This window comes from Candidatus Infernicultor aquiphilus, from assembly GCF_002784285.1.
GTDB classification, from domain to species: Bacteria; Atribacterota; Phoenicimicrobiia; order Phoenicimicrobiales; family Phoenicimicrobiaceae; genus Infernicultor; species Infernicultor aquiphilus.
On the sequence record NZ_PFKO01000057.1, the window covers coordinates 1 to 17,826 of the forward strand.

The 17,826-nt window shown below is 27.7% G+C and carries 20 protein-coding genes; all 20 read left to right on the forward strand.

The window, feature by feature from the left end:
- Positions 1-115: 115 nt before the first annotated feature.
- Complete coding sequence (gene rpmF / locus COZ07_RS01575) at positions 116-313, forward strand: bL32 family ribosomal protein (protein WP_406606845.1); 198 nt, start codon at positions 116-118, stop codon at positions 311-313.
- Positions 314-489: 176 nt separating this feature from the next.
- On the forward strand, positions 490-1,080 hold the full coding sequence (gene fapR / locus COZ07_RS01580) for a transcription factor FapR (protein ID WP_406606846.1): 591 nt from the start codon (positions 490-492) through the stop codon (positions 1,078-1,080).
- Positions 1,081-2,058, forward strand: a complete 978-nt coding sequence (gene plsX, locus COZ07_RS01585; RefSeq protein ID WP_406606847.1) for a phosphate acyltransferase — start codon at positions 1,081-1,083, stop codon at positions 2,056-2,058.
- A 49-nt stretch (positions 2,059-2,107) separates the two neighbouring features.
- The gene (locus tag COZ07_RS01590; protein ID WP_406606862.1) at positions 2,108-3,100 is read left to right on the forward strand and encodes a beta-ketoacyl-ACP synthase III; all 993 of its coding nucleotides are present in this window, start codon (positions 2,108-2,110) and stop codon (positions 3,098-3,100) included.
- A gap of 53 nt (positions 3,101-3,153) precedes the next feature.
- Positions 3,154-4,101, forward strand: a complete 948-nt coding sequence (gene fabD, locus COZ07_RS01595) for an ACP S-malonyltransferase (RefSeq protein ID WP_406606848.1) — start codon at positions 3,154-3,156, stop codon at positions 4,099-4,101.
- Between the two features lies 1 nt (position 4,102).
- A complete protein-coding gene (fabG, locus tag COZ07_RS01600; protein ID WP_406606849.1) occupies positions 4,103-4,849 on the forward strand; it encodes a 3-oxoacyl-ACP reductase family protein in 747 nt (248 codons plus the stop codon).
- 20 nt (positions 4,850-4,869) lie between these two features.
- Positions 4,870-5,094, forward strand: a complete 225-nt coding sequence (locus COZ07_RS01605) for an acyl carrier protein (protein ID WP_406606850.1) — start codon at positions 4,870-4,872, stop codon at positions 5,092-5,094.
- Positions 5,095-5,252: 158 nt separating this feature from the next.
- Positions 5,253-6,500, forward strand: coding sequence for a beta-ketoacyl-[acyl-carrier-protein] synthase II (fabF, locus tag COZ07_RS01610; RefSeq protein WP_406606851.1), 1,248 nt, complete (start codon positions 5,253-5,255; stop codon positions 6,498-6,500).
- 379 nt (positions 6,501-6,879) lie between these two features.
- Positions 6,880-7,590 (forward strand): ribonuclease III family protein, encoded by a 711-nt coding sequence (gene rnc / locus COZ07_RS01615; protein WP_406606852.1) that lies wholly within the window; start codon positions 6,880-6,882, stop codon positions 7,588-7,590.
- A 9-nt stretch (positions 7,591-7,599) separates the two neighbouring features.
- Positions 7,600-11,154, forward strand: coding sequence for a chromosome segregation protein SMC (gene smc / locus COZ07_RS01620; RefSeq protein WP_406606853.1), 3,555 nt, complete (start codon positions 7,600-7,602; stop codon positions 11,152-11,154).
- A 28-nt stretch (positions 11,155-11,182) separates the two neighbouring features.
- Positions 11,183-12,103, forward strand: coding sequence for a signaling recognition particle receptor family protein (gene ftsY, locus COZ07_RS01625; protein ID WP_406606854.1), 921 nt, complete (start codon positions 11,183-11,185; stop codon positions 12,101-12,103).
- 90 nt (positions 12,104-12,193) lie between these two features.
- On the forward strand, positions 12,194-13,516 hold the full coding sequence (gene ffh / locus COZ07_RS01630; protein ID WP_406606855.1) for a signal recognition particle protein: 1,323 nt from the start codon (positions 12,194-12,196) through the stop codon (positions 13,514-13,516).
- 155 nt (positions 13,517-13,671) lie between these two features.
- Positions 13,672-13,920: a 30S ribosomal protein S16 gene (gene rpsP, locus COZ07_RS01635; RefSeq protein WP_406606863.1), complete on the forward strand. Its 249-nt coding sequence runs from the start codon at positions 13,672-13,674 to the stop codon at positions 13,918-13,920.
- A 22-nt stretch (positions 13,921-13,942) separates the two neighbouring features.
- Complete coding sequence (locus COZ07_RS01640; protein WP_406606856.1) at positions 13,943-14,173, forward strand: KH domain-containing protein; 231 nt, start codon at positions 13,943-13,945, stop codon at positions 14,171-14,173.
- A gap of 29 nt (positions 14,174-14,202) precedes the next feature.
- A complete protein-coding gene (gene rimM / locus COZ07_RS01645; protein WP_406606857.1) occupies positions 14,203-14,712 on the forward strand; it encodes a ribosome maturation factor RimM in 510 nt (169 codons plus the stop codon).
- Positions 14,709-15,473, forward strand: a complete 765-nt coding sequence (trmD, locus tag COZ07_RS01650; protein ID WP_406606858.1) for a tRNA (guanine(37)-N(1))-methyltransferase — start codon at positions 14,709-14,711, stop codon at positions 15,471-15,473. The genes rimM and trmD overlap by 4 nt, the downstream gene beginning before the upstream one ends.
- A 166-nt stretch (positions 15,474-15,639) precedes the next feature.
- Positions 15,640-15,987, forward strand: a complete 348-nt coding sequence (gene rplS / locus COZ07_RS01655) for a 50S ribosomal protein L19 (protein ID WP_406606859.1) — start codon at positions 15,640-15,642, stop codon at positions 15,985-15,987.
- Positions 15,988-16,018: 31 nt separating this feature from the next.
- Entirely contained in the window at positions 16,019-16,693 is a 675-nt protein-coding gene (locus COZ07_RS01660; RefSeq protein WP_406606864.1) for a ribonuclease HII, read from the forward strand.
- Positions 16,694-16,737: 44 nt separating this feature from the next.
- A complete protein-coding gene (locus tag COZ07_RS01665; RefSeq protein WP_406606860.1) occupies positions 16,738-17,118 on the forward strand; it encodes a YraN family protein in 381 nt (126 codons plus the stop codon).
- 29 nt (positions 17,119-17,147) lie between these two features.
- Positions 17,148-17,826: magnesium chelatase domain-containing protein (locus COZ07_RS01670; protein ID WP_406606861.1), on the forward strand; the 679-nt coding region annotated here is incomplete at its 3' end.

Below are 17,826 nucleotides of genomic sequence, written 5' to 3' on the forward strand. Positions count from 1 at the left end.
AAAAATAAATTATTTTACATTTATTAAAAATAATTTGCATTTTTTATTAAGAAATAATATACTTTTAAAGTTATTAAAATATTAAATTATATCCTGGCAAAAGGAGGTAGACATTGTGCCCTGCCCAAAAAGAAGAACATCTAAATCAAGAAAAAATAAAAGAAGAACACACTGGAATTTAAATGAAAAAATTTTTGTTGAATGTCCAAGATGTCATGAGATGAAATTACCTCATAGAGCATGCCTTGAATGTGGTTATTATAATGGAAAACCAGTTATATCTTCTTTATTAAAAAAAGAAAAAAATAAATAAATTTTAATATTTTTAAATATTAAATATAGAAAATGTCATAATCTAATTTTTAAATTATGACATTTTTTTATGGTTAAAAAATTCGCTTGATTTTTATAAATTGTTAATGTATACTAACAATTAATAGTTACTAATAATAGGTACTATTAAAGATTAATAAAATAGGTGACTGAAAAATGATGATTCAGAATTTAAATAAAATAGAAAGACAAAGAAGGATAAAAGAATATATTTTAAGAGATCCATTTTTGTCTGATAAGAAACTTGCTGAATTATTTAATTTTAGTGTGCAAACTATTCGATTAGATCGATTGGAAATGGGAATTCCCGAAATGAGAAAACGTATAATTAAAGTTGCTAAAGAAACTTCTTTAGCTGATCAAGTAAAGTCTTTAAAAAGAGATGAAATAATCGGAGAATTAATAGATATAGAGTTAGGGAAGAGTGGTATTGCCATTTTAAAAACTGTAAAAAGTATGGCCTTTAATAGAACGGGAATAATTAGAAGCCATTATATATTTTCTTTAGCTGATTCATTAGCAATTTCAATTATTGATGCGAAAGTAGCCTTAACCGGTATTGCTCGTTTAAGATATAAAATACCTGTATATACTGGGCAAACTTTAGTTGCCAAGGCAAGGGTTGCTCAAAAAAAAGGAAATAAGTATTTAGTATCGGTTCATGTAAAATCTAATCATGAAGAAGTGTTTACAGGGAAATTAGTAATTTTTTCATTTAACGATAAGGTAAAAAAGAAGGAGGTCTAAATGAAAATAGCTATTGATGCTATGGGAGGAGATTATGCTCCTGAAGAAATAGTAAAAGGTTCAATTTCATCTTTGAAAGAACGAAATTTAGAGATTATTTTATTAGGTGAGGAAAAAAGAATTTATGAAGAATTAAAAAAATATAATTTTAAAAATAATAATTTATCCATTATAAACTGCAAAGATACAATTACCACCGGAGAATTTCCCCTAAGTGCTTTACGCACCAAAAAAGAATCTTCTATTCTAGTAGGGATAGATCTATTAAAAACTGGTGCAGCTGATGCCTTTATTTCTGCTGGAAATAGCGGAGCGGTTATGGCTGCTGCCTTATTAAAGTTAGGATGCATTTCTAAAATACGTCGTCCTGCTATTGTTACTGTTTTACCTGCAATAAAAGGAAAAGTAGTAATATTAGATGTTGGTGCAAATGTGGATTGTAAGCCAGAACATCTACTTCAATTTGCTTTCATAGGAAGTAAATATGCTAAATATCTTTTAAACATAAAAGATCCAAAAATCGGCTTGCTAAATATAGGTGAAGAAGAAAGTAAAGGGAATAAATTTGCTCAAAGTGCTTATAAAATAATGAATAATGCTAATATCAATTTTATAGGGAATATTGAAGGTAAAGATGTTTTTGAGGGGGTTGTCGATGTAGTAGTTTGTGACGGATTTACCGGTAATATTCTATTAAAATTTTCTGAAGGATTAGCCAAGATGCTTTTAATAGAAATCAATAAGAAAGTTATTAGCCAACTCCCGCAAAATCAAGAAATGGATCAACTAAAGCAAAAATTTATGGAATTGGTAAAAAGGACTGATTATACAGAATATGGAGGATTACCACTATTAGGAGTAAATGGGTTGTGCTTTATATGCCACGGCCGATCTAAATCAAAGGCAATCTCCAATGCAATAATTAATGCTGGTAAATTTGTAGATTCTAATATACTTGAGCACCTGAAAGAGACCTAGATACAAAAATATACTGTTGATTAAATAAAAGAGGAGAATATAATAATTGATTAAAAATTGTAGAAATGTAAAAATAATTGGTACAGGTTCTTATATTCCAAAAAAAGTCTTGACTAATGATGATTTAGAAAAAATAGTAGATACAAGTAATGAATGGATTATCGCTCGTACTGGTATCTCTGAGCGTCATTTAGCTGAAGATAATGAAACTACCTCAGACTTATCTTCTAAAGCGGCTTTAAAAGCCTTAAAAGATGCAAATATTGAGCCTAAGGAAATTGATTTAATTATTGTAGCTACTAACTCACCAGATATGGTTTTCCCAGCTACTGCTTGTTTAGTACAAGAGAAAATCAAAGCTGTAAATGCTGCAACTTTTGATCTGCAAGCAGGTTGCACTGGTTTTGTTTATGCTTTAATTGTCGCTTGGCAATTCATTTCTGCCGGTTTTTATAATAATGCCCTAATAATCGGGGCAGAAACACTATCCAAATTTGTGGATTGGACGGATAGAAATACTTGCGTGCTTTTTGGCGATGGAGCAGGAGCAGTTATTTTAAAAGCTAAGGAAGAAAAAGGAATTCTTTCGGGTTATTTAGGAGGAGATGGTTCAAAAGCAGATATGATTATGTTGCCAGCAGGGCTTTCTAAAAATCCTGCTTCCCACGAGACTATAGAAAAGAGAATGCATTATGTTAAAATGAAAGGAAATGAAGTATTTAAAAATGCAGTTAAAAGTATGAAAAGGTCAACTATAAAAGCCTTAGAAAAATGCAATCTTTCAGTGAAAGATGTGGATTGCTTCATTCCACATCAAGCTAATATTAGGATTATTTTGGTTGTTTTAAAAGTTTTAGGAATAAAAAAAGATAAAGTTTTTATAAATTTAGATAAATACGGAAATACTTCTGCTGCATCTGTAGCCATAGCTCTTGATGAGGCAGTTAAAGAAGGCAAAATAAAAAATAACAATATTGTGGTATTAACTTCATTTGGCGCAGGTCTTACTTATGGATCTATTGTTTTTAGATGGAATAAATAAAATTTATTGAAGATTAAAAATATTTTCCCTAATATATATTCAAGGAGAAAACAATGGAAAAGATTGCTTTTGTTTTTCCAGGCCAAGGCTCTCAAAAAGTAGGAATGGGGAAAGATTTAATAGAAAATTATGAAGAAGCAAAAATATTTTTTAAAGAAGCTAATTTAGCTTTAAAAGAGGAAGAGGTTAACATTAGTAAATTATGTTTCGAAGGACCAGAAGAAGAATTAAAAAATACTATTAATGCTCAACCAGCAATTTTAACTGTTAGTACAATATTATTCGAATTACTAAAAAAATATGATATTAAACCTTCTGTAGTCGCAGGACATAGTTTGGGAGAATATACAGCCTTAGTAGCTAATCGTTCTATTAAGTTTAAAGAGGCAGTGAAATTAGTGAGAAAAAGAGGCGAATATATGCAGAGTGCCACTCCAATAGGAACTGGTTCAATGTTAGCTATTCTTGGCTTAAAGGAAGAGGAGATAAGTAAATTATTTAAAGAAATAAGTAATTTAGGAATAGTAGAAATTACCAATTATAATTCTCCAACTCAAATTGTAGTTTCGGGTGAAATTAAACCATTAGAAAAATTATCCCTATTAGTTAAGCAAAAAGGGGCAAAAGCAATACCTCTAAAAGTGAGTGCTCCTTTTCATTCATCGTTAATGAAATTGGCAAAAGTAAATTTAGCAAAATATTTGGAAAGGATAGATATCCAAAATCCTCAAATACCGATAATTTGTAATGTTAATGCAGAGTATGCCAGAAAAAAAGAAGAAATTAAACTATCTTTAATTGAGCAAATGGATCATCCGGTAAGGTGGGTTGATTCCATAAAAAAAATGAATTCCGAAGGTATTAATTATTTTATAGAGGTAGGCCCAGGTAAAGTTTTAAAAGAATTAATTAAGCAAATTATTCCAGAAGCCAAAATATTTAATGTATTTGATTCAAATTCATTAAAAAATGTAGTTGAAAAAATGAAGGAGGTCATATAAAATGGAGCTATTCGGGAAGGTTGCTTTGATTACTGGATCAGCTCGGGGAATAGGGAAGGCCATTGCTTTAGAATTGGCCAATCACGGAGCGAAAATAGTTATTAATGATATTTTACCAAAAAATGAAATTGATAAAACTTTAGAGGAAATCAGAAAAAGTGGTGATCAGGCAATTGGGATAAGAGCCGATATAACTATATTTAAAGAAGTTGAGAGTATGGTAAAAGAGATTATAAATAAATTCGGGAAGATAGATATTTTAGTAAACAACGCTGGTATTATCCGCGACTCTCTCTTGATAAGAATGAAAGAAGAGGACTGGGATACGGTAATAAATATCAATCTAAAAGGTACTTTTAATTGTTCCAAGACGGTGGCAAAATATATGCTGAGACAAAAGAGCGGCGGTAAAATTGTAAATATATCATCAGTTATTGGATTGGTGGGAAATATTGGACAGGCTAATTATGCCGCTTCAAAAGCGGGAATAATAGGGCTTACTAAATCAATAGCCAAAGAACTTGCTTTAAGAAATATAAATGTAAATGCTATTGCTCCTGGATTTATTGAGACAGATATGACTAAAAGATTATCTGAAAAAGTTATAAAAGATCTTCAACAACAAATTCCTTTAAAAAGATTGGGTACTGTTAAAGACATTGCTAAAGTGGTATATTTTTTAGTTTCTGATAACGCAAATTATATTACAGGGCAAGTTATTAATGTCGATGGCGGTATGGTAATGTGAGAGGAGGTGAAAAATTTAAAATGGAAGTTATAGACAGAGTAAAAAAAATTATTATTGATCAATTAGGAATCGATGCCAGCAAAATTACTGAAGAGTCTTCCTTTGTTGATGATCTGGGAGCAGATTCCTTAGATATAGTTGAGTTGATAATGGCTTTTGAAGAAGAATTTGATGTTGAAATTCCAGATGAAGATGCGGAAAAAATTAAGACCGTTGGAGATGCAACAAAATACTTAAATAAATAATATGATTGTAACCCAAAAAGTAAACAAACCTGTCCTCGACCTGATCGGGGAATGGTAATGTAGGGGCACATTGTTTTTTAAATAAGGGTCGGTTTATCCCGACCCTTATTTAAAAAATACATTTTGATTAAAATTTTAAGGAAGGTAAATAATTTACGATGAATAGAGTAGTAATTACAGGCTTAGGTTTGGTTACACCTATAGGAATTGGGAAAGAAGAATTTTGGCAATCATTAATCCAGGGAAAATCCGGAATTACCAAGATAAGTTATTTTGATACCTCAGAGTATCCTACTAAAATAGCTGGAGAAATTAAAAATTTTGATCCTACAGGTTATATTTCCCAAAAAGAAGTAAATAGAATGGATAAAAGTACTCAATTTTCAATTGTTGCTACTAGGTTAGCTCTAGAAGACTCTAAATTAAAAATTACTGAAGAAAATCCTTATTTAATAGGAGTTATAATAGGTTCAGGTATAGGCGGTATAGAAACTTTTGAAGAGCAACATAAAATATTATTAGAAAAAGGACCCAAAAGAGTGAGCCCTTTCTTTATACCTATGATGATTTCTAGTATTTCTGCAGGTGAAATAGCTATAAAAATTGGAGCAAAAGGACCTAATGGAGTTATTACTACTGCTTGTGCCTCTGCAACTCATGCTCTTGGAATAGCCTTTAAGCTTTTACAACAAGGAAATGCTCAGGTAATTATTAGTGGAGGTACAGAAGCTGCAATTACACCAATGTCCTTAGCTGGATTTTGCAAAATGAGAGCATTATCTACTCAAAATGATCACCCAAATTATTCTTCTAAGCCTTTTGATAAAGAGAGAGATGGCTTCGTCATAGCAGAAGGTTCAGGAATTTTAGTCTTAGAAACTCTACAACATGCAAAAGAGAGAAATGCTAACATCTATGCTGAAATATTAGGTATTGGCATGACTGCTGATGCTTATCACATTACTGCTCCTGCACCTGATGCTGAAGGAGCTGCTAAGGCAATGGAAATTGCCTTAGCAGATGCAAAAATAGAGCCTTCCCAGATTGACTATATTAATGCTCATGGAACTTCAACACCATTAAATGATAAATTAGAAACATTAGCTATTAAAAAAGTATTTGGTAACCATGCTTATAACTTAAAAATTAGCTCTAATAAATCAATGATTGGTCATTTATTAGGAGCAAGTGGAGGAGTAGAAGCAATTGCTACTGCCCTTACTATAAAAGAGGATATTATTCCTCCCACCATAAATTATAACTCTCCAGATCCAGAATGTGACTTAGATTATGTTCCCAATAAGAGTGAAAGGAAAATTGTTAATTATGCTATCTCCAATTCATTTGGATTTGGTGGGCATAATGGTGTAATTGTTTTAGGCAAATATAAAAATAATATGCCATAATTAGTCGTTAAGGAATAGTGAATAGTATATAGCGAAAAACGAAAAGCGTAAAATGTAAAACCATAGCTTAAAAATTAAAATTTAAATATGTAGTATCATATATTAAGTTTCATCTATCTTATCTCGCATGCTATATTGCAAAAATGAAAAACTAAAGAAGTAAAAAAACAGAGCTTAGAATCTAATGCTGAGAAAAAAGTTTTGAGTTTTGAATTATAGTTTTTCGCTTTTAGCTTTAAGCTTTTAGCTGTATAGCGATAATTAAAACCAATAACTAAAAACTATTAACTCCAATAAACTATCACAGGTTTTGAGTGTTGAGTTACTATTAGATAGACGGATATCCAATTAATTATAGTTAAAAGGTAGTATAGTAATATTGAAAAAAGAAAAAGATTCTTTATTAACAGATTTTAAAAACAAATTAAGTTATAAATTTAAAAAGAAAACCATTCTTAAAGAAGCATTAACTCATTCTTCATTTAATAATAATAATTTAAATGATAAAATAACAAATAATGAAAGATTAGAATTTTTAGGTGATTCTGTTTTAGAATTAATTGTTACTGAATATCTTTATTTAAAATTATTATCTTTTTCGGAAGGTAAACTAACTAAAATTAAATCAATCATTGTAAGTAAGCCTACCCTGGCTAAGTGGGCTAATAGTATTTCTTTAGGAAAATATATTATCTTGGGAAAAGGGGAAGATTTAACTGGGGGAAGAAAGAAATCATCTATTCTTTCAAGTTGCTTTGAAGCTCTATTAGGAGCAATATTTTTAGATAGTGGCTTTAAAAAAGTTAAAAAATATATTTTATCATTTTTAAATGAAGAAATAAAAACTATTGAAAGTGGTAATTATATAGAAGATTACAAAACTTTATTACAAGAAATTTCTCAAAAAGAGATGAAGTGTTTACCCGAATACTACTTACTTAAAGAAAAAGGACCAGACCATAAGAAAAAATTTTGTATTGAAGTAAGGTTAAAGGAAATAGCTTATGGAATTGGTTTGGGTGATAATAAAAAAGAAGCAGAACAACAAGCAGCACAGAATGCTTTGAAAAAATTAAAGATAATGGATTAAGGAGAAAAATTGTTTCTTAAAGAACTTGAAATTTATGGATTTAAATCTTTTGCAAAAAGAACAAAATTATCATTTAATTCTGGTATCACAGCAATAGTTGGCCCAAATGGATGTGGAAAGAGCAATATTACCGATGCAATTAGATGGGTATTAGGTGAGCAAAATATTAGGTCTTTACGAGGAAAGCAGTTAATAGATATTGTTTTTTCGGGAAACCATAAAGAAAAACCTTTAAATATGGCAGAAGTTTCTTTAACTTTAAATAATTCAGAAAAGATTCTTCCGGTGGTTTGGGAAGAAATAAATATTAAAAGAAGGATTTATCGTTCTGGTGAAACTGAAAATTTTATAAATGGATTTCCTTGTAAATTAAAAGATATTCAAGAAATATTTATGAACACCGGGTTAAGTAAAAATGCTTATTCTATTGTTGCTCAAGGAGAAATTGATTTTATTTTAAGTGCAAAACCATCTGATCGAGGTTATTTATTTGAAGAAGCTGCGTCTATTTCCAAATACAAATATGAGAAGGAAAAAATATTAAAAAATATTGAGGAAATTCATAACAATTTGGATAAAGTTTTTAATATAATTTCAGAAATTAAAAATCAATTAGTAATTTTAGAAGAGGAAGCGAAACATTTAAAAAACTATAAAATAGGTCAAGAAAAGATTAGAGATTTAGAACTTTTTTTAATCTATCAAAAATATGATTTATATAGAACAAATCTATCCAAAATTAATAAAATAATAGAGAAATACAAACAAGATAAATGTGAAATTATAAAGAAAATTGAAGAAAAAGAATTAGCGATTAATGCCTTAAATATAGATTTAATGAAATTAAATAGAGAACAAGAAAAGTATAAAGATGAAAATTATGAAATAAATAATAGAAACAAATTATATCAAAATAAATTAGATTTAATAGCTCAAAAAAAGATTGATCTTGAAAAAAGATTAATATATTTAAAGAAAGAAGTTAAAAATATTAGCCAAAAAATATCTACTAGTAATCAAAATAAAGAAAAAGTAAATTTAAGTGTTTTGGAAATAAACCAAAAATTAGAAGATTTTAATAATAAATTAAATTATTTAAATAGAGAATATATAAAGAAAACGAAATTTATTAATTCAATTAATTTATTAAATAACAATTTTAAAAAAATATTAAAAAATTTATCTGAAAAAGAATCATTTTTAAAGGAAAAAAAAATAAAATATGAAACTACTTTAAAGGTTATAAATATAAATTTAGAAAAAATTAAGGAAAAAAAGAAATTTTTAGAAAACCAATTAAAAGTTCTAATAATGAAGGAAAATGATTTTAGAAATGTAACCATAAAGAAAAGTAGAAATATAAAGGGAATTCAACAGAAATTAAACGAGGATAAAATAAAAGAAATTGAAAATAATTTAAAAAAAATACAATTAGATCTGGAAAAGGATAAACAATCTGTTAAATTAAAAGAAGAAAGAAGGGATATTTTAAAAAAAATACTGGATAATAATATATTAAAAAATGATAATAAAATTGAAATGTTTTGTTTCAAATACAGTCAAGAATATCCAAATAATATTTGTAAGAAACTTATAAAAATTATTGATCAGATACCCTCTAAATACGAGAAAGTAATAGAGATTGCTTTAAAGGAGAGCTTAAACTCTATTGTAGTAAGTAATATATCTACAGCCCTTAATATTATCAGTTTATTATCCAAAAATGAATTAAATGAAATTAAGCTAATTTCATTAGATTTAATAAAAAAGACAAAAATATTTTCTAATAACCAAATAAAAATTAGCGATGAAAATATTTATGGTTTTGCTGATCAAATAATAACTTATTCTCAAGAATATCAAGAACTATTTAAAGTTTTATTAGGCCACGTTTTAATAGTTAAAGATATCCAGAGCGCTCTTAATTTTTCTAAAGAATATTTAGGGATTTATAAAATAATTTCCTTAGACGGTATGGTAATAGATTTGGATGGATCAGTAAGTATTTACTTAAATTCGATGAATGGTCAAGAAAATATTTTCTATCTAGAAAAAGAGATCAAAAAATTAGATGAAGAGATAGAAGATCTCCATACTCAAATTATAAAAAATAAAAATTATATAGAAAAATATAATAATATTTATAATTCTTGGTTAGAAGAAAATAATAAAATTAAAAAGTTATTACAACAAAATGAAAAAGAAAATGCTGATAGTATAAACAATTTGAATGAAATAGTATTGGCTATCCATAAATTGAAAGATAATTTAAAAGATATTTTAAATGAGGAAAAAAATATTTTAGAAGAAAAAAGAAATATTCTTAAGAAGTGTTATACCTTTAAAAAAGATCATAATACTATTTCTGAATATAAAATAAATATTAAAAATCTGATGCAAAATATTAGTATAATTATTAATAAAAGAGATAATCATATAAACAATATTATAAAAAATATTAATGATGTAAAAAGCCTTATTTTAATAAATAAAGAAAAATTAATTAACCTAAGTGAAAAAAAAGAAGATGTTTCTTCTTATAAGAATGAATATCTACTCGAATGGGAAGAAAAGAAAAATCTTATAGAAGAATATACCAAAAACCTAATTAAAATGTCAAAAAATATAGAAGAATTTAGTGTACAAATAGATAATCAAAGCAAAAGTAATACTTTAAGTCTAAAAAAAATAGAACAGATAAAAATAACCGTACAAAATAAATCTAATTTATTAAAAAGTACCTTACCAGAAAAAAATAACCAACAGAAACTGAATGAACTAATTAAGGATAAACAGCATAAAGAAGAAATATTAAAAGTTCAATATCAAGAAAAATACGATAATCTAGAAAAAGAAGTAAATAAAAATTACAATTTACCCCTGGAAAAATTGCAATTCTATAAAAATGTATCCACTTCCCAAAAAGAAGCTAACCAACAGGTAGATATTTTAAGGGAAGATATATTAAAAATGGGTCAAATAAATTTTGATGCCGAAAGTAAATATAATAATCAATTGCAGCGCTATAATTTGTTAAGTGAAAAATATAACAAAATAGGTGAGGCAAAAAAATATTTGAAAATATTAATTTCAGAAATAGACCAAATTGCTATGGAAAGATTTAAAGAAACATTCAATAGAGTAAGATTATATTTTAATGAAATATTCAAGAAAATATTTTCTGGCGGAGAAGGAGATTTAATTCTTAATTTCAATAAAAATATTTTACAATCAGAGATAGATATAATTGCTCATCCTCCGGAGAAGAAAATGCAAAATATTGAATTACTATCTTCTGGCGAAAAAGCATTAACTGCTATAGCACTTTTATTTGCCTTATGGAAAGTAAATCCTAGTCCTTTTTGCTTTTTTGATGAAATAGATACATCCTTAGACGAAATAAATGCTGAAAAACTTGCCTCTCTGTTAAAAGGAGAGGATTTAAATAAGTCGCAATTGATTATTATTACTCATCAGAAAAGTACAATGGAAGCAGCGGATACATTATATGGTATAACGATGGAAGAATCAGGTATTTCCAAATTAGTTTCAGTGAAATTTTAAAATAAATAAAAGGAAATGTCGAAAAATAATGAATTTTAGTAATATATTGTATCAATTTAAAAAAGGACTAAGTAAATCGAGAGAAGAATTAGTTAATAAATTAAATTTTATATTTAGCCATTCACAAAATAAATCAGATTTTTTAGAGAGATTAGAGGAATTATTAATTTTATCTGATTTAGGGACCTCTGCTACCTTAGAGATAATAAGTAAATTTAATAAAATTGATTTGAGAGAATACCAAGAAAATGACTTTATTTTTTTTAAAGAAAAACTAAAATATTTCTTGATAAATATTTTAAATTCACCCCCTTCAGAAATTAATATTATAAAAAATGGATTAAATATAATAATGATAGTGGGAGTAAATGGTTCAGGAAAAACTTCGGTAACGGGAAAGATTGCTTATAGACTAAAAAATAAAAATGAAAATATTTTATTAGTTCCTGCAGATACATTTAGGGCAGCAGCAATACAGCAACTGAAGATTTTAGCTGATCAAGCAGGAGTGGAGATGATAAATACCAAAGAAGGTGCTGATCCAGCTTCCGTAGTATATGATGGTATCAATGCAGCTAAGGCCAGGGGGAAAAATATAATTCTCATTGATACTGCTGGTCGACTTCATACCAAAATAAATTTAATGAATGAATTAGAAAAAGTAAAAAGAGTAATTCAAAAAGAGGCCGATAATTTTTCTTTAGAGATATTGCAAACAATAGATGCTACGATGGGGCAAAATACTATAGAGCAAGCAAAATCTTTTAAAAAATCTTTAGGGGTAACCGGAATTGTTCTTACTAAAATGGATGGAACAGCCAAAGGGGGGATAGTAATTGCCATAAAGAAAGAATTAAATATCCCGGTTAAACTAATTAGTTGGGGAGAAAAATTAAATAATTTATACGATTTTGAGACGAATAAATTTATTGAAGCTCTTCTTGATTGACACTAAAGATGATTTTCTATATACTTATAAAGGCATTTTAACCGAATAGATATGAATAGATGAACTACTAATATTAAGAGGAGTTTTTTTATGTTTGTTAATTTAACTAATAAATTTCAAACCATATTTAATAAAATCAGAAATAAGGGAAAATTAAATGAAAATGATATAAAAAATTGTCTTCATGATATTCGTATTGCCTTACTAGAAGCTGATGTAAATTATAAAGTAGTAAAAGAATTTATGGATAGTTTATATAATGAGATACAACAGGAAAAAATATCCGAAAGTTTAACACCTACTCAACAAATTATAAAAATTGTAAATAAAGAGATAACCAAAATATTAGGTTCTACGCAAAGTGATATAAAAATAAATTCTATCCCTCCTACCATAATATTGTTAGTAGGATTACAGGGGAGTGGTAAAACAAGTACAAGTGTAAAATTAGCTTATTATTTAAGGGAAAAGGGCCACCAGCCACTTTTAATAGCAACTGATGTATATAGACCCGCAGCTGTTGAACAATTGCAAGCATTAAGTGAAAAATGTAATCTACCAGTTTTTTCTATGGGAAAAACTGAAAATGCAGTAAATATTATTCAAGCAGCAATAAAGTATTCATTAAAAATGAATTACGATATATTAATTGTTGATACAGCTGGAAGATTGCATCTAGATGAAAAATTGATGAATGAATTACAAGAAATTAATAAAAGTATTCTCCTTCAAGAAAAACTATTAATAGTTGATGCGATGTCTGGACAAGATGCCATAAATTCAGCTAAAGTATTTTGTGATAAAATCAAAGTAAATGGTATTGTTTTAACTAAATTGGATGGTGATGCTCGAGGAGGAGTTGCCTTATCTTTAAAAAAAGTATTAGGAGTACCTATTAAATTTATTGGAATAGGTGAAAAGGTTAACAATTTTCAAGTTTTTTACCCAGAAAGAATGGCTTCCCGGATATTAGGAATGGGTGATGTATTAACTCTAATAGAAAAAGTCGAAAACGTTTATAATGAAAATGAATTAAAAAAAATAGATAAAAAAATAAAGAATCATAATTATGATTTAAATGATTTTTATTTTCAATTAAAAAAAATGAAAAATATTGGTTCCATAAATCAGATTATGGATATGATTCCAGGATTTAGTAATATAAAAAATAATATAAATCTTGAAAAATTAGAAAATAAAGATAGTGAATTAATAAAAATTGAAGCCATTATAAGTTCTATGACTATTGAAGAAAGAGAAAACCCTTATCTAATTAACGGAAGTAGAAGGAAAAGAATAGCTAGAGGGAGTGGAACACAAATATTTGAAGTAAATAGATTGTTAAAACAGTTTTATCAAATAAAAGAGGTATTTAAAAAAGGCTCAAAAATAAAAAATTTATCTTTTAATTAAATTAGTCGTTAGCGAATAGTGAATAGTCATTAGCATTGTGTAAAGAAAAAAGAATACAAAGTATAATTATAAAAAAATGAAGTAGGGGCACGATGCATCGTGCCCACAAAAGATAAGGAATAAAAAATGTAAATAATAGAATGGAGGAAAAACAAATGTCAGTAAAAATTAAACTTAGAAGAGAAGGTGGTAAGAAGAAACCTTCCTACAAAGTAGTAGTAATTGATTCGAGGAAGCCCCGTGATGGAAGATTTATTGAACAGTTAGGATATTACCAACCAATTTCTGACCCGTATATTTTTAAAGTTGATAAAGAAGCAAGTTTAAAATGGATTGAAAAAGGTGCTCAACTTTCAGAGACGGTTAAAAATTTATTTAAGAAAGAAGGAATATCAAAAAAATAGATAAAATTATTAGGAGATAACCTTGAAAGAACTTATTGAATTAATAATAAAAGGTATAGTAGATAAACCAGATAAAATAGAGATAAGCCAAGTTGTTGGTGAAAAGACATTGATATTTGAAGTAAAAGTTGACCCTGATGATCTAGGCAAGGTAATTGGAAGGCAAGGTAGAAATATAAAATCAATTAGAACTATTATAAATGCAGCAGCACAAAAAGATAATAAGCGAGTAATTATCGAAATTATTAATTAAATTTTTTTATACCTAAGGGAGTAATTTTATTGAATGAGGAATTTATTATAATTGGTAAGGTGATTTCTACCCAAGGAAATAAAGGAGAAATAAAAGTTATTCCTTTTACTAATTCAGCCAATAGATTTAAGGAATTAAACAGTGTTTTTATAAGAAAGGGTAATAATAGAAAAATATTAAAAATAAATAAACTAAGGATTAATAAAAATACCATTATTTTAAAATTAGCAGAAATAGAAAGTATTGAAAAAGCCAAAATGATAGTGGGTTCTTTTCTGGAAGTTGAAAAAATAAATGCTATAAAATTATCAAAAGATACTTATTTTATATTTGAAATAATTGGTCTCGAAGTATACACTGATAAAGATGATTTTCTAGGAAAAGTAGAAAATATAATAAGCACCGGAAGTAATGATGTATATATAGTTAAAAATAAGGATAAAAGAGAACTATTTATACCAGCTATTCGAGAAGTGGTAAAGAATATTGATTTACAAAAAAAGAGAATTACTATAAAGGTATTGGATGGATTAATATGACCAATAATTATTTAGAAATTAATATATTAACTATTTTTCCGAATATGTTTATAGGTCCTTTTTCCGAAAGTATATTAAAGAGAGCTCAAGAAAAAGGTTTAATAAAAATAAATCTAATTGACCTTAGGGATTTTGCCATAGATAAACATAAAACTGTAGATGATTACTCTTATGGTGGAGGACCTGGCATGGTTTTAAAACCTCAACCAATTTGTGATGCTGTGGAAATGATAAAAAAAAATAATGAACTTTCTTTACCTTTAAAGATTATAATTACTTCTGCACAAGGAAAGATATTTAACCAAGAAATGGCTAAAAAATTATCGAAAGAAAAAAGATTATTAATTATTTGTGGTCGATATGAAGGTATAGATGAACGAATACCTCAGTTTCTAAAGTCAGAAGAAATATCCATTGGTAATTTTGTGGTTACTGGGGGAGAATTACCAGCTATGTTGATGGTAGATGTAATATCTAGAATGATTCCTGGAGTTTTAGGGAAAGAAGAATCTATGATTAATGATTCTTTTTATAATGGATCCCTTGATTTTCCACATTATACTAGACCAGATCAGTATAAAGGATTAAAAGTTCCCGAAATATTACTCTCAGGAAACCACAAAGAAATTGAGAAATGGAGAGAAAAGCAGTCTTTTTTAAGAACTTTAATTAGAAGGCCTGAAATTTTTGTAAATAAAAAATTGTCTAAAGCTGAAATAGGTTTACTCAAAGAAATAGAGAATAATTTAAAAGAAGATTAGTACTTATATGGAAAGTATAATTATTTAAGGTATAGGAATTTTAATAATTCCTATACCTTAAATAAGGAATATGATTTATTATTATGAAGAATATTAAAGACAAGATATTCAAGGGGAAGAATTCCCCTTGAATATCTTGAAAAATAACTAGGAAGGAAGATATGATATGCCAGATTACATTAAACAATTGGAAGAAGAACAGTTAAAAAAAGAAAATAGCGTATTTGCACCTGGTGATACAGTAGAAATATATCAAAAAATTATTGAAGGTACAAAAGAACGTGTACAGATTTTTAAAGGAATAGTAATAGCTAAAAAACATAGTGGAAGTAAGGAAACATTTACAGTAAGAAAAGTATCTAAAGGTGTTGGGGTAGAAAAAATATTTCAACTACATTCACCAAATATTGCAAAAATAGTAGTTTTAAAAAAAGGAAAAACCAGAAGAGCAAAATTATATTACCTGAGAAATAGAGTCGGAAAGAGCAGCACAGTTAAAGAAAAAAGATCATGAAATATAATTCAAGACAAGGAAGAATAGAACAATAAAAAGAACAGAATCAATTATTTATAATTACCAGAAGAAAATAGAAAAACTATATTCAGAGATAATAAGGGTTTATAATCTTTATAGCTATGAAAATAGATTAATAAATAAAGGTTATTCTCTGATTGCTGGTATAGATGAAGCAGGCAGAGGTTCATTAGCTGGACCAGTAGTTGCTGCTGCAGTAATTTTGCCCAGTCAATTATTTATTCCTTATATCAAGGATTCTAAAAAATTAACTTCGAAAAAAAGAACCGAATTATATTATTCTATCTTAAATAAAGCGAAAGATATAGGGATTGGAATTGTAGAAGCTGAAATCATTGATAGAATAAATATTGCTCAAGCTTCTTTCTTGGCAATGAAAAAAGCTGTTTTAAATTTGAGAAAAGTGCCTGATTATTTATTAGTAGATGGCTTTAAAATTCCTCATCTAAAAATTTTCCAATTACCACTGATTAAAGGAGAAGATAAAAGTATATCAATTGCTGCTGCTTCCATAATTGCTAAGGTTTATAGAGACAATATAATGATTAAATACGACCAAAAATATCCCCAATATTATTTTAAAAAAAATAAAGGTTATGGAACAGAAGAACATATAAAAGCATTAAAAAAATATGGTTTTGTAGAAATACATAGAAAATCTTATAATCGGGTAATTACGATATAGCTATAATGATAGATTAGAAATGGGTTAGGATTTATTATTTAAAAATGAGCAATATAGGGAAAATCGGTGAAGAAGCAGCTTCTAAATATTTAAAAGCAAAGGGATATAGAATTAGAGAAATAAACTACCGTACTTTTTTAGGTGAAATAGATATTATTAGTGAATACAAGAATAATATTATCTTTGTTGAAGTTAAAACTAGATGCTCTGACAAATTTGGCTATCCTGGAGAAGCAGTAAATTTTATTAAGCAAAAAAAAATAATTAAAAATGCTTTAAATTATTTAGCTAAATACCATCTTTGGCAAATAAATTCTCGATTTGATGTAATATTGATTAAGATCTCTAACTCTAAAACTATAAAAGATATAAAACATATTAAGAATGCCTTCTATCTGGATAGTAATAATAATCCTTTTAATTAATAATATATACGATAAAAGTAGGTGTTTTTTTGTTATCTAAACTATACAGTGCGACCATATTTGGAGTAGATGCTTTTATAGTAGAAGTCGAGGTTGATATTCATCCAGGATTACCTTTATTCAATATTGTAGGATTACCTGATACAGCAGTTCAAGAATCTCGAGAAAGAGTTCGTTCTGCTATAAAAAATTCTGAATTTGAATTTCCTTTACAAAGAATCACCGTAAATCTTGCTCCAGCAGATATCAAAAAAGAGGGTCCTGTTTTTGATTTACCCATTGCTTTAGGTATCTTAGCTGCCAGTGGACAAATTAATTCAAATCTATTAGATAATTATCTAATTATAGGTGAATTATCTTTAGATGGAAGCATTAAACCAGTGAGTGGAGTACTTCCTATTGCCTTAACGGCTAAAAAATTAGGTAAAAAGAAATTAATAGTCCCACCAGCAAATGCAAAAGAGGCAGGAATCATTAAACAATTAGATGTATTCACTACTGGCTCACTTTACGAGGTAGTTGAATTTTTAAATGGAAAAATTTCTCTAGAACCAGTATTAGTTAACACCGACGATATCTTCACCCATAGTAATGATAACCAAATAGATTTTGCTGAGGTCAAAGGTCAGGAACATGCCAAAAGGGCTTTAGAAGTAGCAGCAGCTGGGGGTCATAATGTTATAATGATTGGTCCGCCAGGTTCCGGAA